Origin of the sequence: Entomomonas asaccharolytica (assembly GCF_016653615.1) — a bacterium.
In the GTDB taxonomy this organism is placed as follows: Bacteria; Pseudomonadota; Gammaproteobacteria; order Pseudomonadales; family Pseudomonadaceae; genus Entomomonas; species Entomomonas asaccharolytica.
The window spans coordinates 1,685,703-1,701,026 of sequence record NZ_CP067393.1 but is presented as its reverse complement, the minus strand read 5'-3'; the positions used below and the strand labels follow the sequence as shown (position 1 = coordinate 1,701,026).

Annotated in this window: 10 protein-coding genes; 1 reads left to right on the top strand and 9 read right to left on the bottom strand. The window is 37.6% G+C overall.

What is annotated here, in order from left to right; genetic code table 11:
• Positions 1–31: 31 nt before the first annotated feature.
• Positions 32–2,875 (bottom strand): ribonucleoside-diphosphate reductase subunit alpha, encoded by a 2,844-nt coding sequence (locus tag JHT90_RS07830; protein ID WP_201090237.1) that lies wholly within the window; start codon positions 2,873–2,875, stop codon positions 32–34.
• 417 nt (positions 2,876–3,292) lie between these two features.
• Between JHT90_RS07830 and recJ the strand changes: the two genes are divergently transcribed.
• Positions 3,293–5,014, top strand: coding sequence for a single-stranded-DNA-specific exonuclease RecJ (recJ, locus tag JHT90_RS07825; protein ID WP_201090236.1), 1,722 nt, complete (start codon positions 3,293–3,295; stop codon positions 5,012–5,014).
• A 60-nt stretch (positions 5,015–5,074) separates the two neighbouring features.
• On the opposite strand, the gene nuoN is transcribed toward recJ, so the two are convergent.
• From nuoN to nuoG, 8 genes are read right to left on the bottom strand one after another with little or no spacing between them, the layout of a single operon-like run.
• Positions 5,075–6,577 (bottom strand): NADH-quinone oxidoreductase subunit NuoN, encoded by a 1,503-nt coding sequence (nuoN, locus tag JHT90_RS07820; RefSeq protein ID WP_201095804.1) that lies wholly within the window; start codon positions 6,575–6,577, stop codon positions 5,075–5,077.
• A gap of 15 nt (positions 6,578–6,592) precedes the next feature.
• Entirely contained in the window at positions 6,593–8,146 is a 1,554-nt protein-coding gene (nuoM, locus tag JHT90_RS07815; protein WP_201090235.1) for an NADH-quinone oxidoreductase subunit M, read from the bottom strand.
• Between the two features lie 31 nt (positions 8,147–8,177).
• A complete protein-coding gene (gene nuoL / locus JHT90_RS07810) occupies positions 8,178–10,097 on the bottom strand; it encodes an NADH-quinone oxidoreductase subunit L (RefSeq protein WP_201090234.1) in 1,920 nt (639 codons plus the stop codon).
• The gene (gene nuoK, locus JHT90_RS07805) at positions 10,094–10,453 is read right to left on the bottom strand and encodes an NADH-quinone oxidoreductase subunit NuoK (RefSeq protein ID WP_201090233.1); all 360 of its coding nucleotides are present in this window, start codon (positions 10,451–10,453) and stop codon (positions 10,094–10,096) included. Before nuoK ends, nuoL begins: the two co-directional genes overlap by 4 nt.
• Before the next feature lie 5 nt (positions 10,454–10,458).
• Positions 10,459–10,962, bottom strand: coding sequence for an NADH-quinone oxidoreductase subunit J (gene nuoJ / locus JHT90_RS07800; protein WP_201090232.1), 504 nt, complete (start codon positions 10,960–10,962; stop codon positions 10,459–10,461).
• Positions 10,963–10,975: 13 nt separating this feature from the next.
• Positions 10,976–11,536, bottom strand: a complete 561-nt coding sequence (nuoI, locus tag JHT90_RS07795; protein WP_201090231.1) for an NADH-quinone oxidoreductase subunit NuoI — start codon at positions 11,534–11,536, stop codon at positions 10,976–10,978.
• A 10-nt stretch (positions 11,537–11,546) separates the two neighbouring features.
• Positions 11,547–12,536: an NADH-quinone oxidoreductase subunit NuoH gene (gene nuoH / locus JHT90_RS07790; RefSeq protein ID WP_379971689.1), complete on the bottom strand. Its 990-nt coding sequence runs from the start codon at positions 12,534–12,536 to the stop codon at positions 11,547–11,549.
• On the bottom strand, positions 12,533–15,256 hold the full coding sequence (nuoG, locus tag JHT90_RS07785; protein ID WP_201090230.1) for an NADH-quinone oxidoreductase subunit NuoG: 2,724 nt from the start codon (positions 15,254–15,256) through the stop codon (positions 12,533–12,535). Before nuoG ends, nuoH begins: the two co-directional genes overlap by 4 nt.
• Positions 15,257–15,324: the final 68 nt, after the last annotated feature.

Below are 15,324 nucleotides of genomic sequence, written 5' to 3'. Positions count from 1 at the left end.
TATACATAATATGAAAATAGTTGTACAGCGATTATTGGCAAGCTTCGCAATCTGGATCATCAATACTACAAGCTTTTGGTACAGGTGCAGGTGCAACAGGCGCTTGTGGTTCTTCAATAGCAGATGATACAGCGTTGAGTTTACCCGTATTAATAGTAGATTTCTCAGTACTGGTTGCAGCTAAGGCGCGTAAATAATAAGTTGTTTTTAAACCTAAGTACCAAGCCATACGGTAAGTAACATCTAATTTTTTACCCGATGCACCCGCTACGTAGATATTTAATGATTGAGCTTGGTCGATCCATTTTTGACGACGGCTAGCTGATTCAATAATCCATTTAGGTTCAACTTCAAAAGCAGTTTGATAAAGTCTCTTTAAATCTTCAGGAATACGTTCAATTTGTTGCACGCTACCATCATAATATTTAAGATCATTTACCATAACCGAATCCCATAAATTACGTGCTTTTAAGTCACGTACTAAATAAGGATTAATAACAGTAAATTCACCTGATAAGTTAGATTTAACAAATAGGTTTTGATAAGTAGGCTCGATTGATTGAGAAACACCAGTAATATTAGCAATCGTTGCAGTAGGTGCAATTGCCATAATATTAGAGTTGCGGATACCTTTTTTCACTAATTCGCGAATAGGTGCCCAATCAAAGGTAGTGGTCTTATCTACAGCAATATATTTACTACCACGCTGTTCAATTAAAAGATCCATAGAATCTAAAGGTAGAATACCTTTTGACCATAAAGAGCCTTCAAAAGTAGAGTAGGTACCACGTTCTTGTGCTAATTCACAAGACGCTTTAATGGCATAGTAACTAATCGCTTCCATCGATTGGTCAGCAAATTTAACGGCTTCATCTGAACCATAAGCAATATGTTGTAAATAAAGTGCATCTTGGAAGCCCATTAAACCCAAGCCAACAGGACGGTGTTTAGCATTAGAATTTTTAGCTTGTGGTACAGCGTAGTAGTTAATATCGATTACATTATCTAACATACGTACCGCAGTTTTTACTGTACGCGCTAATTTTTCAGTATCTAACTTACCATCTACAATATGTTTTACAAGGTTAACTGAACCAAGGTTACATACCGCAATTTCATCTTCGTTAGTATTTAAGGTGATTTCAGTACAAAGGTTAGAGCTATGTACTACCCCAACATGTTGTTGTGGACTACGGATATTACATGGGTCTTTGAAGGTTACCCAAGGATGACCTGTTTCAAATACCATAGATAACATTTTGCGCCATAAATCGCGTGCAGGCATGGTTTTAAATGTTTTAATTTTGCCGTAAGTAGTGAGTTCTTCATAATACTCATAACGTTCTTCAAATGCTTTACCAAAAAGATCATGTAAATCAGGCACATCTGAAGGGCTGAAAAGTGTCCATGCACCATCTTCAAAAACACGCTTCATAAATAAATCTGGAATCCAGTTCGCTGTATTCATATCATGCGTACGGCGGCGATCATCCCCTGTATTTTTACGAAGTTCTAAAAACTCTTCGATATCTAAATGCCATGATTCAAGGTAAGCGCATACCGCACCTTTACGTTTACCGCCTTGGTTAACAGCCACTGCTGTATCATTTACCACTTTAAGGAAGGGTACAACACCCTGTGATTTACCATTAGTACCTTTAATGTAAGCACCTAAAGCACGTACAGGTGTCCAGTCATTACCTAAACCGCCTGCAAACTTAGATAACATCGCGTTATCATGAATAGCTTTATAAATACCTGATAAATCATCAGGTACTGTTGTTAAATAACAGCTAGAAAGTTGAGGGCGAACTGTACCTGAATTAAATAGCGTAGGGGTAGATGACATATAGTCAAATGAAGACAGTAAATTATAAAACTCAATAGCACGCGCTTCTTTATCTGTTTCTTCTAAAGCTAAGCCCATAGCTACACGCATAAAGAATACTTGTGGTAATTCAAAACGAATGCCATCTTTATGGATAAAATAGCGGTCATAAAGGGTTTGTAAACCTAAATAGGTAAACTGTTGATCACGTTCATGTTGTAATGCTTGACCTAATTTTGCTAAGTCAAATTGTGCTAAACGTTTATCAAGCAGTTCAAACTCAATACCTTTTTCAATGTAAACTTGTAATGCTTGAGGATAGAAATTTACCATTTCATGGTGCGTAGCACGATCTGCTATACCTAAGAAACCTAAAGCTTCAGCGCGTAGTTTATCTAACAGTAAACGAGCGGTTACAAACGAGTAGTTAGGCTCACGTTCAACCATGGTTCTGGCTGTCATTACTAACGCCGTATTAACATCTTTTTCTGCGACACCATCGTAAAGATTTTTTAAGGTTTCTTTTTCAATAATGCTAGGATCTACTTCTTCTAAACCTTCACAAGCTTCTTTTAGAATGGTATTTAAACGACCTAAATCTAAAGGTGCAAACTCGCCTTTGTCATTAGTTACACGAATAGTAGGGTGAGCTTGTTGTACAGTGTTTTTAGCACGCTCTTGAGCACGGGCTTCACGATACAGAACATAGGCACGGGCAATTTTATGCTCGCCAGAGCGCATTAAGGCTAATTCAACTTGGTCTTGAATATCTTCGATGTGAATAACACCACCAGAAGGCATACGACGTTTAAAAGTAGCTGTAACCATTTCAGTTAGCTGTTTAACAGCATCATGGATACGAGAAGAGGCGGCTGCATTATCGCCTTCAACTGCTAAAAAAGCCTTACTAATAGCAACAGCAATTTTATCATCAGTATAAGGGACAACAGTACCTGTTCTCTTGATAACATTAATTTGCCCTGGAATAGGGGCGTTTAATTCATTATCTAGCGTGTTATTGTCATCACGAGATACACCACTTAACATTTATGTCTCCTAAATTTATTACAATGATAAAACACTAAACACAATATATAGTATCTATTTTATTTGCTAAGAAAAGATCCCTATTAGTCTTATAAGAATAATTTCCATAGACTTTTTAAGTTTTCAGAGCTTATCAAAAAATAGAAAAATGATTACTAGGTATGGGTTAGCTTATTACTATATATAGTATTATATATTGACTTAGGTATACAATATAGTGATATTTTAGTATTAGAACAACTATTGCTGTGGATAATTCTGTGGATATGTTATGGATATTTCTTCATATTCATTGAGCTTGCAATAGCCATGTTATTTTTTAATCAAAAATGTAAATTCGAAGATTTTTAACTATTAGTCAGATACAATATATAGTGTTATAGAATTTATAAGATATTTCAATAGTTGAGACTATTAATGTTAATAAAGCAACGCCTTTTGTTAGAAAATGTTGATGAATTACCTCATTTACCACCCTTATTAAAACGTATTTATGCTGCAAGAGGTATTCAAAATAGTCAGCAACTTACCAAAGAGCTTGCTAATTTATTACCTTATCAAACTTTAAAGGGTATTGATCAAGCCGTTGAGTTATTAATTACTGTATTAAATGAACAGCAAGCTATTGTTATTGTGGGTGATTATGATAGCGATGGAGCAACTGCAACAGCTGTGGCAGTGTTAGGGCTTAAAATGCTGGGCGCTAAACAGGTAGATTATCTCGTTCCTAATCGTTTTAAATATGGCTATGGTCTATCACCTGAAATTGTCGAATTAGCTATTGAACAATTTAAGCCACAGTTATTAATTACTGTGGATAATGGTATTTCTAGTATTGAGGGAGTAGCTGCTGCAAAACAAGCAGGCTTAAAAGTGCTTATTACTGACCATCATTTACCCAGTGAAACCTTACCAGCAGCAGATGCTATGGTTAATCCTAACCAGCCAACATGTAATTTTCCCAGTAAAGTCATAGCTGGTGTAGGTGTAATATTTTATGTGTTGATTGCTTTAAGAGCAAAATTAAGGGAAATAAATTATTTTACTAGCCATAATTTGCCAGAACCGAACCTTGCTGAATTATTAGACTTGGTCGCACTAGGTACAGTAGCAGATGTGGTAGCTTTAGATAGTAATAATAGAACATTGGTGTATCAAGGATTAAAACGTATTCAAAAAGGTAAAGTTAGACCTGGTATTAGAGCTTTATTACAGTTAGCAGGCAAGGATTACACCAAAATAACAGCCACCGATTTAGGCTTTATTGTTGGTCCTCGCTTAAATGCAGCGGGCAGGCTAGATAATATGAAATTAGGCATTGATTGCCTATTAGCTGATGATGAAGCAGATGCTTACCAGAAAGCCAGCCAATTAGATACTCTAAATAGAGAGCGTCGCAGTATTGAACAGAGTATGCAAACAGAGGCCTTACATACACTAAAAGATATTACTTTGGATAATTTACCCTATGGTATTTGTTTATTTAATGAACAATGGCATGAAGGAGTCATTGGTATACTCGCTTCACGTTTAAAGGATAAATATCATCGGCCAACTATTATTTTTGCTGCAACAGAGCAAGAGGGTATGGTTAAAGGTTCAGCCCGTTCGATTACTAATTTTCATATTAGGGATGCTTTACAAAATATCACTAGTCGTTATCCTGATTTAATAGACAAGTTTGGTGGGCATGCTATGGCGGCAGGTTTGACCCTTGCTAAAGATAAAATAAAGGTATTTCAAGAAGCATTTAACCAAGAAGTGCAACAGCAAGTTACTGAAGATCAACTGCAACAGGTTATTTTGACAGATGGTTCATTAAATCCTGAAGATTTTTGTATTGAACAAGCACAGTTATTAATGGATGCGGGCCCTTGGGGGCAGGGATTCCCTGAGCCTCTTTTTGATGGCGTATTTTGGATAGAGCAACAGCGTTTATTAAAAGAAAAACACTTAAAATTAGTATTAAGAACAGCCGATAAGCAACAGCAACTAGAAGCCATAGCCTTTAATATTGATAAAAATATCTGGCCAAATAGCACCATAAAACAAGCCAATATAGTCTATAAATTAATGGTAAATGAGTATAAAGGGCAACAAAGTGTACAGCTATTGGTTTCCCATTTGTTACCTATATGATTGATAAACAATAAAAAAGGCAACTATTAAGTTGCCTTTTTTATGTAAGCTAGAAAATGCTTAGTGAATCAATGTAGAAGGTACACCAGCAAATTCTGCAATTGAAATAAGAGGGGATGGCCATACACCTACAAAGATTACAATCATAGCAATAGCTAATAATACAATAGTAGCTGTTAAATGTGACCAGTGAATATCTTTTTCTTCATTAGCATTAGCAGTAGGTTCAGCTAAATAAAGCGTAATCATCACCCTTAAATAATAGTACAAGCCAATAGCACTACCAACCACTACCATAGCTGTTAATAACCATAGGTTAGATTCAACAGCTGTTCTTAATAACCAGAATTTACCAATAAAACCTGCTGTTAATGGAACACCTGCTAAAGATAACATCATGACGGATAAAGAGATAGTTAATAAGGGGCGACGCCAGAACAGACCACGGTATCTATATAAAGCATCAGCATCACGATCTTGACAGGGTGATGACAATACAGTTACCACACTAAATGCCCCCATTGTAGTGGCAATATAAGTGAAGAGATAAATAGTTGCTGTTTGCGCTGCGGTGGTTTTAATTTCTAAGCTAGCCATTTCATTACTAGCTAATAAAATAATTAATAGATAGCCAAAATGAGCAATAGAAGAATAACCCATAATCCGTTTTAGGCTATTTTGAAATAATGCTAATAAATTACCTACTAAAATTGAAGCAATGGCAAGAATAGTAATTGCTAAATAAATCCAAGAACCATCCTTAATAGGTATATATTCCATAAATCTTACTAACATAGCAAAAATAGCTAATTTACTAGCTGTCGCTAAGAAAGCAGAAGCGGGAGCAGGAGCACCTTCGTATACATCAGGTGTCCATAAGTGGAAAGGTACTAATGATAATTTGAAAGATAAACCAACAATCATTAATACAATACCAAAATCAATTAATAGAGAATGATTTGCGGTAGTAAAAGCCTGCTCAATGGATAAGAATGTAAGTTCGCCAGATACTGCATATACCAATGCCATACCAAATAATAAGAAGCCAGAACCTGCGGCTGATAACACCATGTATTTAATGCTAGCTTCTAATGAACGTCGTTGGAAGAATGCATAACCAATTAAGCCATACATGGGAATGGATAATAGTTCTAAACCAATAAACAAGCCTAGTAAATGTTTAGTACTTACTAATACCATACCACCTAACGTTGAAAGGAGTAATAATAGATAAAACTCATCTCTATTACCTTTATAACCTTCTAAGTAAATATGAGCAAAACAAGTACAAGCCATGGTGACTAACACTAAGGATAGGCTTGCAAAATAAGCATAATTATCAAAAATTAATAAACTAGTAACTTCAATTGAGCCACCTTCGGCATTCACTACTTTTAATGCTGGGATAATAGCGATTAAAGTAAGCACCATGCCAAACATAGCGATTGTCGAAGTTAGTGTCTGATTACGTTGCCATGAAATGGATAGCATGGTCACGACAATCGTCGCACTAATCGCCAAAATGGGTAATAATGCTATAAAGTGATTTGCTGTTAATTGTATTTGTTCCATGAGCGACTACCGAGAAACGAGGTTAGAGGAGAACCAAGCATGCACACCATTCATAGTGGCTGCTGATGTATCCAGAACAGGTTGTGGATAAATGCCCAATAATATAAGCAGCACAATCAATATAAACATCATACCTAGTTCACGTTTACAAAGTCCTTGGATTGGTTCATGAAAATTGCCGCGTGTTGTTCCATAGAAAACACGTTGCATTACAATTAATGAATAAATAGAGGCTAACACCAAACCAAAGGCTGCAATAGAAACGGCAACTTTATCAGCAGGGAAGGCACCAATAAGAATCATAAACTCGCCTACAAAGTTACCTGTACCAGGTAAGCCAAGCGAAGCAGCATTAAAGAACAGCATAATGGCAGGCAAATAAGTAATTTTACCCCATAAGCCACCCATTAAACGCATATCACGAGTATGTAAACGTTCATATAGTTGACCACTTGAAATGAACAGTGCCGCTGCTGAGAAACCATGTGCGATCATCTGTATTACCACACCTTGTAATGCTAGTGGGCTGCCTGAGTAGATACCGACTAAGATAAAACCCATGTGTGAAATACTGGTGTAAGCGATTAAACGTTTAATATCTGTTTGTTTAAATGCCAGAATGGCACCATAAATAATACTGAAAATACCTAACCAGATGGCAATCGGTGCAAATTCAAGGGAAGCATTTGGGAATAATGGAATAGCAAAACGTAAAATACCAAATGCAGCTGTTTTTAATAGAATACCTGCTAAGTCAACCGAACCCGCTGTTGGTGCTTGGGCATGGGCATCTGGTAACCATGAGTGAATAGGTACCACAGGTAGCTTTACTGCAAACGCAATAAAGAAGCCAAGCATTAATATATACTCAAGACCTCCTAAATTAGTCCCTAATAACTGCATGTAGTCAAAAGTCATAGTACCCGTATTCGTATAATGTTTAAGTGCTAAAGTAATAATAGACACTAACATTAACAAGCCACTCGCTTGGGTAAAGATAAAAAATTTGGTAGCAGCGTAAATACGTGTTTTACCATCTGAACCACTATGTCCCCATAATGCAATAAGGAAGAACATAGGAATTAGCATGGTTTCCCAGAAGAGGAAAAATAGGAATAGGTCAATGGCAACGAATACACCTATTACACCACCTAAAATCCACATTAGGTTGAGGTAGAAGAAACCTACACGACTATTGATTTCTTTCCACGAACACAGCACCGCCAATAAGCCTAGAATTGCTGTTAAGGTGATTAGTAGGATAGATACACCGTCCATTCCTAAATGAATACTAATACCTAATTGAGGTATCCAGTTTAAATGGAAATAGAAAGCCCACCATTTAGACTGATCACCTACTAGGGCAGATGATATGTCTGGATGAGGTGCATTACTCCAATTGCCAGTACCCCAAAAATAAAGGGATAAGGCAACTAAGACTACCATAGTGAATAAAGCAATCCAGCGCGGAAGAATATTACTGAGCCGTTCGGAAATCCAGCAAAAAAAGCCGCCGATTATCGGAATCAGGATTAGCCAAGGTAACAATAGGGACGACATGACAATATCTATTCCTTTTTATAAGTTTAAATCAGGCTACTGATGACATAAAAGTAATAAGCATTATAGCTATCAGTACTATTGCGCCACCTACAAGAGAAAGTGCATACCAACGTAAACGCCCTGTTTCTGTTAAAGTCATTAATTTATTACCACCACGTACTAATAGGGGGAGGAAACCAATAGCTTTATCAAAGGGATCTTTTACTAATACTGTGGTAATAAACAAGTAAGGTTTTACAAATAACTTGTCATAAACCCAATCAAATCCCCAACCATTTAGCCACCAACAACTAAAGAAGCGGCCTATGGCACTTTCAGAGAGTTTCGTTACAAAGCTACGTTTACCTAAATATAACGCAGCTGCTAGTAAAATGCCTGTAATTGCAATAATACCTGAGACAAGTTCCAACATATGCTTGCCATCTGCATTTGCAGCATGTTCAGGTGAAGCAAAAGCTGCACCTAATGGTGGTGTAATTAAAGCACCAATTCCTGTAGATAACACAATCAAAACTGCTAAAGGTATTGCATGGGCAAGACCAGTACCTGCTGTAGCATGAGCTGCATGCTCATTAGCTGGTTTCCCATGGAAAGTGATAAAGATTAAACGGAAAGTATAGAGTGATGTCATAAAGGCACCTACTAAACCAGCAATCAGTAAGCCTGGATGATCAGCTGCCATCACTTCCCATAAAATTTCATCTTTAGAATAGAAGCCTGCAGTTATAAAGGGTAGGGCACAGAGTGCAGCACCACCTACTAAGAAACTTGCATAGGCTAATGGTAGTTTTTTCCATAAGCCACCCATTTTGAAAATATTTTGCTCATGGTGGCAAGAAAGAATTACAGAGCCCGAAGCCAAGAATAGTAAGGCTTTAAAGAAGGCATGGGTCATTAAATGGAAAATAGCTGCATTCCACGCACAAACACTAGTGGCTAAGAACATATAACCTAGCTGACTCATCGTAGAGTAAGCCAAAATACGTTTAATATCTGTTTGTACTAATGCTGAGAAACCAGCCATTAATAAAGTAATCGCACCAATAATTCCTACTATTTCTAAAGTGAAGGTAGCAGGTAAGAATAGGAAGTTTAAGCGTACTAATAAGTAAACACCTGCAGTTACCATGGTGGCGGCATGGATTAATGCAGATACTGGCGTAGGACCAGCCATTGCATCTGCCAGCCATGTTTGTAATGGTACTTGTGCAGATTTACCAATTGCACCACCAAATAAGAATAAGGTAGCCGCAGTAAGGTATGGATCAGCTAGTTTTTCTAATAAAAGATTGTTTTCAGGCGTTGCCATTTGGCTCATTTCACGTACGCTTAAAGAAAGTAATTCTGGTACTTTCCAAAGAATAATAAACATACCAATAGCCATTAATACATCACCAATACGGGTGATAATAAAGGCTTTTAAGGCAGCTGCACCATTTTTAGGTTCTGTGTAATAGAAACCAATCAATAGATAACTGCATAAACCTACACCTTCCCAACCAAAGTAGAGGAATAAGATATCATCACCTAAAACAAGGATAAGCATAAAGGCAACGAATAGGTTCATGTACGCTAGGAAACGTGAGTAACCTTCTTCACCACGCATATACCAAGAGGCAAAAAGGTGAATTAAGAAGCCAACACCTGATACTACAGAAATCATAGTAACTGATAAGCCATCTATATAGAAACTTAGCTTTGGATTAAATAGAAGGTTTTCAGCATTAGTAGGGTCAGCCACACTAATCCAAGACCATAGAGGTACATGTGGCTCAGTAATATTGCCATTTATAAAATTAAAAGCTATCCATGCAGCAGATAAAGCAGCAAGGCCAATAGAGCCTACACCAATGGCTGCTGATGCACTTTCACTTAAACGCCCTCTAGAGAAAGCTAATAATAAAAAGCCAAGAAGAGGGAAACCGACTGTTAAATATACTGGGTTCATCCGCGCATCTCACTTGCTGCATCAATATCAAGGGTATGGAAACGACGATAAAGTTGTAATAGTAATGCTAAACCTATTGCAGCTTCAGCGGCAGCTAACGCAATAATCATGATATACATTACTTGACCATCAGCTGCATGAACTAGAATATGTTTACCAGCAACAACTTTATCTACTACTACTGAAGTATGGGCACTACCAGCTACCACAAAAGCTAAAGCAGCAGAATTCATTATGATTTCGAGGCTCATTAAAATAAATAATAAATCACGACGTATGAGCAAACCTATTAAACCTAAACTAAATAGGATGGCTGAAACTATCAGGCCGTGTTCAAGAGGAATATTTTCTAACATAATTTTTAGTCCTTCGCTTCTTCACGTCCCATATGATAAGCAGTCACAAGGGCTGCCAGTAATAACATAGAGGCTAGTTCTACTGCTAGTAAGTATGTACTAAATAGTGATAAACCAACATCTATAGGTGGTACAGTAACACTACCTATTGTTAATCCTGTATCACCCATACAAATAATGATAATAAACTCAATTAAAAGCAAAGATGATAATAGTACAGGACCTACCCATGTTTTAGGGGATAACCACTGCAATTCTTGATTAACAGTTTGCGTGCCAAGGTTAAGCATCATTACCACGAAGATAAAGAGCACCATGATAGCACCTGCATAAACAATAATTTCTAACGCTCCCACAAAAGGCGCGCCTAAACTAAAGAAAATCATTGCTACCGCCAATAAAGAAACAACCAAATACAACAACGCATGTACAGGTTTACTATTAGTAATCACTAATAGTGTTGCAATAATTGCAACAAATGAAGAAAGATAAAAACAAAATGCTGCCATAATCTGTTGTCCTTTAAGGTAAAAGACTTTTTACATTAATAGGTTCAGCTTCATTTTCAGCCGCACCTTTTGGTTTGCCTTTAATAGCCATACCTGAGAAGTTATAAAACATGTAGTTATGATATTTACCAGGACCAGAAATTAATAAATCTTCTTTGTCATATACCATATCTTGGCGTTTAAATTCAGCTAATTCGAAATCAGGTGTTAATTGAATAGCTGCTGTTGGGCAAGCTTCTTCACACATTCCACAAAATATACAACGTGAAAAGTTAATACGGAAGAACTCTGGATACCAACGGCCATCTTCACGTTCTGCTTTCTGTAGTGCAATACAACCAACAGGGCAGGCCACTGCACAAAGATTACACGCTACACAACGCTCTTCACCTAATTGTCCTTCTGGAGCAGGCTCACGTGTTAAAACAATACGACCACGATAACGAGGTGGTAAATAGACTTCTTGTTCTGGATAGTTGATTGTATCACGCTTGCGGAAAGCGTGACTAAAAATCATCACAATGCTTCTTAACTGTGTATAAGCACCATGGATAACATGCCATATATATTTCATAACAGTCTCCTTAAGCCCCTTGTGCCAATAACACAAATAAACCTGTTACCAATAGATTAACTAAGGTTAATGGTAAACAGAATTTCCAACCAAATAACATAACTTGGTCATAACGTGGTCTAGGTAATGCAGCCCGTATTAAAATAAACATCATGACAAAGAATAATGTTTTAAGAACAAACCAAACAATGCCTGGCAATATAGGACCATGCCAACCACCAAAGAAAAGTACAGTTATCAAAGATGAAATAAGCACAATACCTACATATTCACCGACGAAGAACATACCCCATTTTAAGCCTGAGTATTCAATATGATAACCATCTGCTAAGTCTTGTTCTGCTTCTGGTTGGTCAAAGGGGAAACGGTGAGTAACTGCCACGCCTGCAATGCAGAAAGTGCAGAAACCAAAGAACTGTGGAATAATAAACCACAGACCTTGTTGGGCATTAACAATTTCGTTCATATTAAATGAACCCGCTTGTAATACAACACCCATTAAAGCCAAACCTAAGAATACTTCATAAGATACTGTTTGAGCAGAAGCCCGTACCGCACCTAGTAAGGCGAATTTGTTATTACTAGCCCAACCACCAAATAATACAGCATATACTGCAATACCTGCCATGGCCAGGAAGAACAGTAGGCCAATGCTGGTATTACTTGCTACGCCCCAAGTGGGTGTAATAGGTACAATAGCAAAGGCAATTAAAATAGTACAAATAGAAATAAGTGGTGCAATCGTAAAGGTTAATCTATCTGCAAAGGGTGGTATCCAGTCCTCTTTAAAGAACATTTTAATCATATCGGCAGCTAGTTGTAGGCAACCAAAGGGACCAACACGATTAGGGCCATAACGATCTTGCCATAAGCCTAATAAGCGACGCTCGATCCAGCTTAGTAATGCTGCAAACACAAACACCACTAGCATAATTATAATGGCTTTAATAGCAGATATAATCACTGCAAGCACTACGTCAGAAGTTAACCACTCTATCATTGTGCTTTCTCCTGTAATTCTTGTAGGCTAGAAATACGTTGTCCGAAAAGTTGTGTTGGAATATTAGCAAAACCAGCAGGTAGTCCAACTAACCCTCTTTCTAAGCCTGTATTTAAACGTACTGTTAAGGCTATTTGTTGGCCATTAATAGTCAGTTTAACTTGTTCGTTTTCTTGTACATTCAAGTGTGTAGCATCTGTTGTGTTCAAGGCAATATAAGGTTCAACGATACGTTCTTGAATAGGCGCTGCTTTAGCAGACATTTCTTCTGAACCAAACAGATGATATAAAGGCACCACATAAAGACCTTCTGTTAAATCTGTAGTAGCAGTAAACCAAGGTAATAATTCACCTTTATTGGCTAATAGACGAATACCTGGATCGCCTGCACGTAGATGGCCACCTACTTCAGCTTGGAATTTATTCCATGCTTGTGGCGAGTTCCAACCAGGTGTCCAAGCAAAAGGTATTTGTTGACGCTCTGGTGAAGTTCCTGCATAACCTTCCATAGAGAACGCAAAAGCTGTATCAATATCTTGCGGTGTTCTTGGTTCATGTACATTTTTGTTAGCTAACATAGAAGTGCGACCACTATAACGATGTGGTTCACGAGCTAGTTTTAAGCCTTTAATGCGGAAAGAAGCATCAGGCGCAGCATCTTTAATACCTGCCAGTAAAGTATTAGCATCTGCACAGGCATAAGTTACATGATCTAATTGTGTCCAATCAATCGACTTACTTTCTAAAGTGCTATGAATGGCATGCAACCAACGCCAGCTTTCTTTAACGCAGTTACTTGCATCATAGTAAGTAGGGTCAAATACTTGGAAGAAACGTTGTGCGCGGCCTTCTTGACTAACCAGAGTACCATCTGCTTCAGCAAAGCTAGCGGCAGAAAGTAATAAATCTGCTTTAGCAGTAGTAGCTGTAACCTGATGGTCAACTACGATTACTGATTTAGCAGTAGCTAAAACAGTGTCTACTGTTTTATTGCTAGCACGACGGTATAGATCGTTTTCTAAAATAACGACTACATCTGCTTTATTCTCAGTAATAGCAGTAAAACTATCTTCTAAGGTTTTATTAGCAAGAAGTGCTAATCCCACACTGTTTGCTTCTGGGAATACTAAGCTTAATGCAGCCTCTTTTTGTTTAAGTTTTAAAGCATTAGCGATATTAGCCGTTGCTTCTAATAAAGCTTTTGAAACTAAAGAACAACCAGAAATGAGTAATGGTTTTTTAGCGTTAGCTAATGCTTCAGCAATTTGTTTTGCTTGCTCTTGTAATGCATTGGATAAACCAGATACAGCAGGGGCTGTGTTATCTAACTCATGAGCAATAGCACAAGCTAATTGCACTAATTCAACTGGCGTGCCATGTATAGTTGCTGCCGCTACATCATCTAAACGAGTATTAGCTACATTAGCAATAAATAATGGGTTTTTAGCTTGTTGCGCAATATTTTTTACTGCGGCGGCTAACCATGGTTGTACACCATATTGTTCATACTGGTGAGCCATATCAATGGCTTTACCTTTCACCGCTTGACGCACAGCTAAGGCTAAACGTGCAGCTGTTTGGGTTAGGTCTTCACCTAAGATAAATACTGCATCATGTTGTTCAACTTCAGTTACTGTTGGAGTAGGTAAGGGGCCATCTTGCATAATTTTAATAGCCAGATTAATGCATTCTAACTCGTTAGCAGCAATACCAGTTGAGAAGTTATCTTTACCTACTAACTGGCTTAATGCAAAGTTACTTTCTAAACTAGCACGTGGTGAACCAATACCTATTACTTTTTGATTTTTTAATAAGTCAGCGGCTTTATCTAGTGCTTGATCGATAGTAAGTACTTTTTGCTCTTTTACTAAGACAGGTTGTAATGGGCGATCTTTACGATTAACAAAACCATAACCAAAACGGCCACGATCACACAAGAAATAACGGTTCACTTCGCCATGGTAGCGGTTTTCAATACGTCTTAATTCACCATAACGTTCACCTGCAGAAATGTTACAGCCCATAGAGCAACCATAACAAATACTAGGTGCAAATTGCATATCCCATTTACGGTTATAACGCTCTGAATGGGTTTTATCAGTAAATACACCTGTTGGACAAATTTCTGTTAAATTGCCTGAAAATTCACTTTCTAAACAACCATCTTCAACACGACCAAAGTAAACATAGTTATGAGCGCCATACACGCCAAGGTCAGTACCATCTGCATAGTCATTATAGAAGCGAACGCAACGATAACAAGCAATACAACGGTTCATTTCATGATTGATAAAAGGACCTAAGTATTGGTTATTATGAGTACGTTTTTCAAAACGATAACGACGTTTACTATGACCAGACATAACCGTCATATCTTGTAAATGACAATGGCCACCTTCTTCACATACAGGGCAATCGTGTGGGTGGTTAGTCATCAACCATTCAATAACATTTTCACGGAACTTTTTCGCCTCGTCATCTGCAATTGATATCCAAGTACCGTCTGTAGCAGGTGTCATACAGGACATTACTAAACGTCCTACTTTATCATCTGCATCTTTGTACTGTTTAACAGCACATTGTCGACAAGAACCTACACTTCCTAATGCTGGATGCCAGCAGAAGTAGGGGATATCAAGTCCTAGAGATAGACAAGCCTGTAATAGATTGTCTGCTCCGTTAACTTCGTATTCTTTACCGTCTACATGGATAATGGCCATGGTTGTTTTTTCTTCATCATTTGCTCGTCGAAACGAGACTGGCTAATGGAAAAATTTTATTTGTTATT

Coding starts and splice junctions, on each gene's coding strand:
- JHT90_RS07830 (WP_201090237.1), bottom strand. CDS start 2,875: ATGTTAAGTGGTGTATCTCGTGATGACAATAACACGCTAGATAATGAA.
- recJ (WP_201090236.1), top strand. CDS start 3,293: ATGTTAATAAAGCAACGCCTTTTGTTAGAAAATGTTGATGAATTACCT.
- nuoM (WP_201090235.1), bottom strand. CDS start 8,146: ATGTCGTCCCTATTGTTACCTTGGCTAATCCTGATTCCGATAATCGGC.
- nuoL (WP_201090234.1), bottom strand. CDS start 10,097: ATGAACCCAGTATATTTAACAGTCGGTTTCCCTCTTCTTGGCTTTTTA.
- nuoK (WP_201090233.1), bottom strand. CDS start 10,453: ATGTTAGAAAATATTCCTCTTGAACACGGCCTGATAGTTTCAGCCATC.
- nuoJ (WP_201090232.1), bottom strand. CDS start 10,962: ATGGCAGCATTTTGTTTTTATCTTTCTTCATTTGTTGCAATTATTGCA.
- nuoI (WP_201090231.1), bottom strand. CDS start 11,536: ATGAAATATATATGGCATGTTATCCATGGTGCTTATACACAGTTAAGA.
- nuoH (WP_379971689.1), bottom strand. CDS start 12,536: ATGATAGAGTGGTTAACTTCTGACGTAGTGCTTGCAGTGATTATATCT.
- nuoG (WP_201090230.1), bottom strand. CDS start 15,256: ATGGCCATTATCCATGTAGACGGTAAAGAATACGAAGTTAACGGAGCA.